The sequence below is a fragment of the Mycobacterium sp. NGS29 genome, from assembly GCF_059812965.1.
The window spans coordinates 20,027-27,402 of sequence record NZ_JCALDR010000029.1 but is presented as its reverse complement, the minus strand read 5'-3'; the positions used below and the strand labels follow the sequence as shown (position 1 = coordinate 27,402).

The window sequence follows — 7,376 nt, the reverse complement described above, 5'->3', positions numbered from 1 at the left end:
CTGGTCCGCACCACCCCGGAAGCGATCTCCACCTGACAACTGCTCAGCTCCAGCTGCATGTCGACGCCGCGGCGGGCCGCCTCGATGGCTACCGCGTTGTTGCGGGGTGCCGGTTCGCCGGTCTGCGGTTCGACGAGCAGAAATTCCTCTTCGACCCCCACCGTGGGAAGGCCGCTCGCCGAGCACGATGTGCCCATGTCCGCCAAGCTACCCGCGCGGCCGGCGCCAAACCCGGTGCGAGTTCGGCCGTATCGGCCATTTCGCTGTGCGATCCAGGCCGGTTGGGGACAATGACCGCAACACACATCCGAAGAAGGAGTGGTCAGCAGTGTTGAGTCCCCGGTCGCGCGGACACGACGACGTCCTGGACGCCGCGGAAGAACTGGTCGCCGAGCACGGGATCGAAGCCGTCACGATCCGCGCACTCACCAAGGCCACCGGCGTCTCCAACGGCGCCATCTACCGGGCGTTCGAGTCGCGCGGCGGCCTGCTCGGGCGGGTGTGGATACGTGCGGAACGCCGCTTTCTGGACCTGTTGAGCAGCCTGGTCGACGATGCCCGGTCCGAAGCGGACAGTGATCCGCTGGACGCGGTGTACGCCGCGGCCGAAACGTCGCTGCTGTATCCCGAGATGTATCCGGGATCGTCGGCCTGCCTGATGACGGTGCGCCGCGAGGACGTGGCCGGCCAACCGATGCCGGACGAGATCGCCGCGCAGTTGCACACCCTGGCGGCGGAACTGCACGCGGCGATGTCGCAGCTGGCCGACAGAATGTGGCGGCGCAGCGACGCCGTCGCAGTCGACTTGATCGCCGCCTGCATCATCGACCTGCCCAAATGGATCGGTCCGCGCGGGCAGCAATTCGGGATGCCCATGCTGGGCGACTACCTGCGCGCCTCGGTCCGGGCGGTGCTGGAGGTGGGACCGCCACCGGCCGCTGCGGACCGAGAACTGGTCGCCAACGGCGCGGCATAACGCCGCAGGCCGGTTTACCGCCGCGCGCGCAGGGCGTCGTCGACAGTCGGGTAGATCGGCAGCGTGGCAGCCCAGCCGCCCGCCCGCACCACGCGCTCGACGGCCCGCGCAGGGCTCACCAGGCGTAATTCGCCGCCGCGCAGCCGGCACTGCTCGGCCGTCTCGGCAAGCACGCTGTAGGCGCAGCAGCCCAGGAACTCGACTTCGGTGACATCGACGACCAACGGCCCGGGCGGGGTGGTGGTCGCGGCCGCCTCGGTCACCAGCTGGCGCCAGGTCTGCTCATTACAGGCGTCGACCTCCCCGCCGGCATGGATGACCACCGCGTCGCCGCTGCGGTCGGTGATGGCGCGCAGCGTGCTGCGCGGATCGCCCAACGCGTAGACCAACCGAGTGCTGAGCGTCAGGTGGGTGGAGAATGATTCGGAAATGGCCAGGCTCATGGTGCACTCCTAATCGGCTGGCGTGAACTACGCCGCGATGGATGCCCGTCCTGCAATCTGAAGACAGACAAATTCTTGTCCTGTGGATACCATTTCTATAACAAGACAGGGCGGTCTGTCTACACGGTCGGGCTAAGAGTACGGTAAGGCCTGATATGGCAACGACCGAGGTCACCGGGTCCGCGGCGTCAGCTGTGCCGGCCCGCGAACGGATTCTGGGCGCTGGCTATGAGCTGTTCAGTCGTCGCGGCATCCGCGCCGTCGGCACCGACGAAGTCATCGAACGCGCCGGGGTGGCCAGGGCGACCCTGTACCGCCACTTCGCCACCAAGAACGATCTGGTGCTGGCGGTGCTGCAGCGGCGCGAAGAGCTCTGGACCCATGGATTGATCGAACAGCAGTCCGCACAGCGGGGCGCCACGGCCGAGGAGCAGTTGCTGGCGATCTTCGACGTGCTACACGAGTGGTTCCAGCACCGGGACGGTTACGAGGGCTGCTCGTTCATCAACGTGCTGCTGGAGTTGGGTCCCGATCACCCCGCCGGGCAGGCCTGCATCGTCCACCTCGACAACGTCCGGCAGATAGTGCGCGAGCGCGCGGTGGCCGCCGGGCTGCTTGACGTCGAGGACTTCGCCTGGTCCTGGCATCTCCTGATGAAAGGCGCGATCATCCTGGCCGCGGTGGGCGACCGCGACTCTGCGCACCGCGCCCAGTCGCTGGCGCGGACGCTGATCGAGCAGCATCGCCCGCAGCTCGGTGAGGCAGCCGGCTGACTCAGGCGGTGGTGCCGGCCTTGCGGTGGTGTTCTTCTTCGAGCTCGGCGATGGCCCGAGATGTGCGCTCGCGCAGCAGGATAGCCGCGGTGACGCCGCAGATGAGGGCGATGACCAGCGCTACCCAGGAGAACCGCGACATCCATTTCTCCGCAGCCACGCCGGCGAAATAGACGAGCGCGGTGGTGCCCCCGGCCCAGCAGATGCCGCCGCTGACGTTGGCGACCAGAAACCGTGGGTAGGACATCTTCAACGCCCCGGCCAGGGGTCCGGCGAAGATGCGCAGCAGCGCGATGAACCGGCCGAAGAACACTGCGCGCACACCCCAGCGGTTGAACGTCCGTTCGGCCAGCATGACGTGGCCGGGGCCGAAGTGCTTCGGGAAGCGCCGGCCAAGCCGGTCGAACAGCGGCATCCCGAACCGGCGTCCGATCGAGTACCCGATGGAGTCGCCGATCACCGCGCCGATCACCGCCGCGGCGCCGACGCCGACCGGGTTCACCGCCAGCTCGTGATGCGACGACATCAGGGCGGCGCTGACCAACACGATTTCCCCGGGCAGCGGTATGCCCAGACTCTCGAGTCCGACGACTCCACCGACCACCAGGTACACCGCGAGCGGCGGGATGGTCTGAAGCAGGGCCTCCACGTTCATGGGATAAAGGATGCCTGACCGCTGCCAATTGCGGGTGACTAGTGGAAGAACCCGGACTGGTTGTTGCCCTCGTTCCAGCCGCCGGAGCTGGAGTTGCCCGCGTTGTGCACGCCCGAGCTGTAGTTCCCGGTGTTGTACAAGCCGGTGTTGTATGCGCCGGTATTGCCGATGCCTGAGAGCGCAAACCCTGAGTTGTAGAAGCCCACGTTGCCGCGACCGTTGGAGTTGCCGACTCCGGAGGTATAGCCATACGCGTCATCAGTGGTGTTCTGGAAGCCCGAGGAGTCGCTGCCGGTGTTGTAGAAGCCGGACAGGTTGCTACCGACGTTGCCGAAGCCCGAATGGAACACTCCCTCCGGTGTCTGCGAGCTGCCGAACCCGGTGTTATAGGTGCCTGAATTGAACCCGCCGGTATTGACGCTGCCCGAGTTGAACAGGCCGGTGTTGAAATAGCCCGAGTTGCCGATGCCGGTGTTGGTCCCGTACCCCGCGGAGTTGAATAACCCGGTGTTCCCGGATCCCGCATTGCCGAAGCCCACGTTGTCGAAGTACGCGTTCCCAGCACCGAAATTACCGTTGCCGGCGTTGTCGAAGCCCAGGTTGGTGTAGCCGGAGTTACCGAAGCCGGTGTTGCCGATGCCGGCATTCCAGAAGCCGGTGTTCGTGTCGCCGGAGTTACCGAAACCGAAGCTGCCGTTCCCGGAATTGAAGAAGCCGATGTTGTTGTCGCCGGAGTTGAAGAATCCGATGTTGTTGTTGCCGGAATTACCGAAGCCGAGGTTGCCGATACCGACGTTCAAGGCGCCGATGCCGACCTGGTTATCGCCCGTGAGTCCGAAACCGATGTTGTTGTTGCCGTTGTTACCGAACCCGACGTTGAAACTGCCGGTATTCCCCACCCCGGTGTTCGAGGTCCCGATGTTGCCGCTGCCCACGTTGGAGCTGCCGATATTGCCGCTACCGAAATTGGTCGACCCCTGGTTTCCGCCGCCCACGTTTCCGTTGCCGACGTTGCCGGGGCCGACGTTCTGGTTGCCCTGATTTCCGCTGCCCAGATTGAAGTCGCCGACGTTGCCGTTGCCGAAATTGGTACTACCCCAGTTGCCACTGCCAACGTTGGAGTTACCTGTGTTGCCGCCACCCAGGTTGCCGTCGCCACCGTTTCCGCTGCCCAGGTTTTGATTGCCGTAGTTGCCACTGCCGTAGTTGCCGTTGCCGGTATTTCCGCTGCCCAGGTTGTTGTTGCCGAGATTGCCGATGCCCAGGTTCAGCGCGCCGGTGTTGCCGATGCTGGTGTTCAAGGTGCTCAAACCGGCTAGCGCGTCCGGCCAGGAGGTCAGCTGCGCCGCGGCCGCCGACGCCCAGCCGTGATAGTCCACCAGCGCGGCGACGTCGGCGGCCCAGAACTCCTCGTAGATGCTTTCCGCGGCGGCGATCGCGGGCGCGTTCTGCCCGAACAGGTTCGACACCACCAGCTGCACGAACGCGTTGCGGTTGGCTGCCACCACCAGCGGGTGGATGGTGGCCGCCCGGGCCGCCTCGAACGCGGCCGCCACCGCGCCGGCTTGGGTGGCCGCCCCGGCGGCCTGCGTTGATGCCGCAGTGAGGAAACTCGCGTAGGGCGCGGCGGCGGCTGTCATCGCGGCGGCGGCCGCACCCTGCCACGCGGACTCCGTCAGGCACGACGTCACCGACGTGAAGGATTCCGCGGCGGTCCCCAACTCCTGGGCCAATCCACTCCAGGCCCTGGCGGCGTGCAGCATCGGCGCTGCCCCCGCGCCGACGAACATCCGTACCGAGTTGATTTCTGGTGGCATTGTGTAATAGCTCAACAGGGCGTCCTCTCCGGCGTCGCCGACGCGGCCCCCGGGCGCCGGCGCAATAGCGCGCCGCGCTGCCTACCAGTCATGATTTCCCCGACCACCGGGCAACGCGACGCTGCGAGGAACGGTAGCCAAGTTTTCGGCGGCGCATGCGGTTTTCGGCGACTCCTTTTCCACGCGGCCGGTTCAGGGGGTCGCGGCGATACGCTCTGCGGGTGCGGAAAGAGGCGCCGCAGTACCCGATCGAGTCGGTCGACAATGCACTCAAGCTGCTGTTGCTGCTGGGGGAGCAACCGCAGATCCGGCTGAGCGAGGCGACACGGTATTTGGGTGTGGCGTCGTCGACCGCGCACCGACTGCTGGCGATGCTGACCTACCGCGGCTTCGTCCGCCAGGACCCCGACTCCAAGGCGTACCTGCCGGGACCGGCCCTGACCAGCGTGGCGTTCGCGATCTTCGGGCGCATCGACATTGCGCGCACCGCGCTGCCGGTCATGCGCACCCTCAGCGAGCAGCTCGGCGAGACGATCCACGTCGGGATGCTCGACGGCGCGAACATCCGTTTCGTCGCCGCGGTGGAAGGTCCGAAAGCGGTTCGGGTGGCTTCCCGACTGGGCCGCACCATGCCGGCGCATTGCACCTCGACGGGCAAGGCCTTGCTGGCCGGGTTGTCCGAAGCCGAACTGCGGCAACTGCTTCCGCAGGAGGCGCTGCCCGGAATCACGGCGCGCTCGATCGTCAGCCGGGCGAAGCTGGAATCCGAACTGTCCCGCATCCGCGAGCGGGGTTACGCCGGCAACCGGGAGGAGAGCGAGGAGGGCGTGGCCTCGGTGGCAGTACCGATTCCCACCGGCGCTCCCGGGTTGCGCCTCGCGCTGAATGCCGCCGCCCCGCAGCACCGGCTGCCCACCTCGAAATATCGGGCGATCGCGGCCGCGCTTGTCCGGGCGGCCGATGAGATCGGCGGTCAGCTGGGCTGAGCAGCCAACCGGGCCACCTCGTGCCGCCACGCCGCGTCGACGTTGAACCCGGCCCCCAGGTCCGGCAGGTCGTCCCAGTCGGCGTCGTCGATCTCGGTCAGCGTGCCACCGGCGGACCGTACGCGTAATGCCATGCGCGCCAACTCATTCAGGCTGATCGACTGCAACACCGCCTGCGGTACGGTAGCGGCGGCGCTGGTGATGCCGTGCCCGCGACAGATCACCACCGACGCGGTGCCCATCGCCGCCACCATCTGCTGGCCCAGTTCCGAGCTTCGAATCAGCACCGCGCGTTCGTAGACCGGCACGCCGGCGCGGGCCAGCCAAGCGCCCGGAATGTCATAGGCGCCGTAGATGGGCCGGATGGTGATGCCGGCCAGATCGGCGGCGACGGCCTCCGGCGGATGAAGGTGCGCGACGGCCTGGTGTCGGGCGTCGGCCAGCATGGTCTCCAGGTGGATCGGCAACTCGTTGGGTACCCGGTAACCTGCGAGTTCGCCGGTGGCTCCGGCCTTTCCGTCGAAATCGATCAACCGGATGTCGCTGGGACGGGTGAACGCCACGCCGGTATCGGAGTCGCTGCGGCAGCGGATGAGCAGGCGGTCCTCGTCGACGCGCAGACTCAGATGGCCGAGGATGCCGTCCACCAGGCCGCGGGCAGCGGCGACCCGGCAGGCCTGGGCGAGGAGAATGCGTTGCTGCTCAAGCAAGCCGGAACCCCCCGTCGGGGTGGACGGTCTCACCGGTGATGCCGCGGGAGCGCTGTGCTGCCAAAAACACATAGCTCCACGCGTGGTCGGCACCGGACAGCGCGACATTGAGCGGACTGCGTGCCGCCAAATCCGTTGCCCGGTCGGGGGAGTCGTCCAGGCGGACCTCGGCCAGGCCGAGGCTGGCCAGTCCGCGCAGGTCGGTGTCCAGCGTTCCGCCCGGCGCCACCCCGTTGACCCGGATGTGCGGCGCCAACTCGTGCGCCAACGCCGTCACCAAACCCCGCACGGCGAACTTCGACGGCACGTACAACACACCGCCACGACCGGGATAGTAGGCCGACGTCGACTCGGTCAGCACGATCGAGGCACCCGGGTGCCCGCGCAGCGCCGGGAGTGCGGCTTTGACCGACTGCAGCTGACTGAGCACATTGGTGCGGAACATCTCGTCGAAGGCGGCCGGCAGGTCGTCGGCGTCGATGTCGTCGATTCCCCGGTAGAAGTCGAACACCCCGACGCAGTTGATCAGGGTGTCCAGTCCGCCGAAGCTGTGCACGGCGGCGCGCACCGCGCTGTCGTTCGCGTCCCGTCCGGTGGCGTCACCCTCGATCACAGGGACCTCGGGGAGCTCGTCGCGCAACCGGTTGCACTTGTCCGGATCACGTTCCAGCACAGCAACTTTCGCACCTTCGGCGCGGAAGGCATCGACCACCGCCCGGCCGATCCCGGAGCCGGCGCCCACCACCAGCGCCCGCTTGCCGTCAAGCCAGCCGGTCATCGTCGGCTTCCGGCTCGTCGGGCAGCAGCGGCGCGTTGGAGTTGCCGACCATGGCCGCCAGCGTACGGGGGTTCTGCCAGGTCAGTGCCTCCACCTCGAGGGCGTCCAGGCTGATCCACCGGCCGCTGCGGGGGGCGGTGATGAGCAGCCGGGATCCGTTGCGGGTCTCCACGCGCTGCACCACGACTTCGGTGAATTCATTTGCGACAGTGAGCGGTTCACCGACCGGTTGGATCTT

10 protein-coding genes are annotated in these 7,376 nt (G+C 67.1%); 3 read left to right on the top strand and 7 right to left on the bottom strand.

Annotated features, from left to right (window positions below; translation table 11 throughout):
* Nucleotides 1-197: glutamate-cysteine ligase family protein (locus tag AC5Y5Z_RS24435; protein ID WP_499928045.1), on the bottom strand; the 197-nt coding region annotated here is incomplete at its 3' end.
* Between the two features lie 131 nt (nucleotides 198-328).
* Here AC5Y5Z_RS24435 and AC5Y5Z_RS24430 point away from each other — a divergent pair.
* Nucleotides 329-976: a TetR/AcrR family transcriptional regulator gene (locus AC5Y5Z_RS24430; protein ID WP_499928043.1), complete on the top strand. Its 648-nt coding sequence runs from the start codon at nucleotides 329-331 to the stop codon at nucleotides 974-976.
* A 14-nt stretch (nucleotides 977-990) separates the two neighbouring features.
* On the opposite strand, the gene AC5Y5Z_RS24425 is transcribed toward AC5Y5Z_RS24430, so the two are convergent.
* Nucleotides 991-1,419: an anti-sigma factor antagonist gene (locus tag AC5Y5Z_RS24425; RefSeq protein ID WP_499928041.1), complete on the bottom strand. Its 429-nt coding sequence runs from the start codon at nucleotides 1,417-1,419 to the stop codon at nucleotides 991-993.
* A gap of 155 nt (nucleotides 1,420-1,574) precedes the next feature.
* On the opposite strand from AC5Y5Z_RS24425, the gene AC5Y5Z_RS24420 reads away from it, so the two are divergent.
* Nucleotides 1,575-2,192 (top strand): TetR/AcrR family transcriptional regulator, encoded by a 618-nt coding sequence (locus AC5Y5Z_RS24420; protein WP_463826856.1) that lies wholly within the window; start codon nucleotides 1,575-1,577, stop codon nucleotides 2,190-2,192.
* Between the two features lies 1 nt (nucleotide 2,193).
* Here the strand turns inward: AC5Y5Z_RS24420 and AC5Y5Z_RS24415 are convergent, their stop codons facing one another.
* Both AC5Y5Z_RS24415 and AC5Y5Z_RS24410 read right to left on the bottom strand, forming a co-directional pair.
* Nucleotides 2,194-2,847: a DedA family protein gene (locus AC5Y5Z_RS24415; protein ID WP_463826855.1), complete on the bottom strand. Its 654-nt coding sequence runs from the start codon at nucleotides 2,845-2,847 to the stop codon at nucleotides 2,194-2,196.
* A gap of 38 nt (nucleotides 2,848-2,885) precedes the next feature.
* Entirely contained in the window at nucleotides 2,886-4,679 is a 1,794-nt protein-coding gene (locus AC5Y5Z_RS24410) for a PPE family protein (RefSeq protein WP_499928039.1), read from the bottom strand.
* Between the two features lie 206 nt (nucleotides 4,680-4,885).
* On the opposite strand from AC5Y5Z_RS24410, the gene AC5Y5Z_RS24405 reads away from it, so the two are divergent.
* On the top strand, nucleotides 4,886-5,650 hold the full coding sequence (locus AC5Y5Z_RS24405) for an IclR family transcriptional regulator (RefSeq protein ID WP_463826854.1): 765 nt from the start codon (nucleotides 4,886-4,888) through the stop codon (nucleotides 5,648-5,650).
* Here the strand turns inward: AC5Y5Z_RS24405 and phtC are convergent.
* The 3 genes from phtC to AC5Y5Z_RS24390 are packed head-to-tail and all read right to left on the bottom strand — an operon-like array spanning nucleotide 5,638 to nucleotide 7,373.
* The gene (gene phtC / locus AC5Y5Z_RS24400; RefSeq protein WP_499928038.1) at nucleotides 5,638-6,360 is read right to left on the bottom strand and encodes a 3,4-dihydroxyphthalate decarboxylase; all 723 of its coding nucleotides are present in this window, start codon (nucleotides 6,358-6,360) and stop codon (nucleotides 5,638-5,640) included. The genes AC5Y5Z_RS24405 and phtC overlap by 13 nt on opposite strands.
* On the bottom strand, nucleotides 6,353-7,138 hold the full coding sequence (gene hcaB / locus AC5Y5Z_RS24395; RefSeq protein ID WP_473140015.1) for a 3-(cis-5,6-dihydroxycyclohexa-1,3-dien-1-yl)propanoate dehydrogenase: 786 nt from the start codon (nucleotides 7,136-7,138) through the stop codon (nucleotides 6,353-6,355). The genes phtC and hcaB overlap by 8 nt, the downstream gene beginning before the upstream one ends.
* The gene (locus AC5Y5Z_RS24390) at nucleotides 7,122-7,373 is read right to left on the bottom strand and encodes a dihydrodiol dehydrogenase (protein ID WP_463827160.1); all 252 of its coding nucleotides are present in this window, start codon (nucleotides 7,371-7,373) and stop codon (nucleotides 7,122-7,124) included. Before AC5Y5Z_RS24390 ends, hcaB begins: the two co-directional genes overlap by 17 nt.
* Nucleotides 7,374-7,376 lie beyond the last annotated feature (3 nt).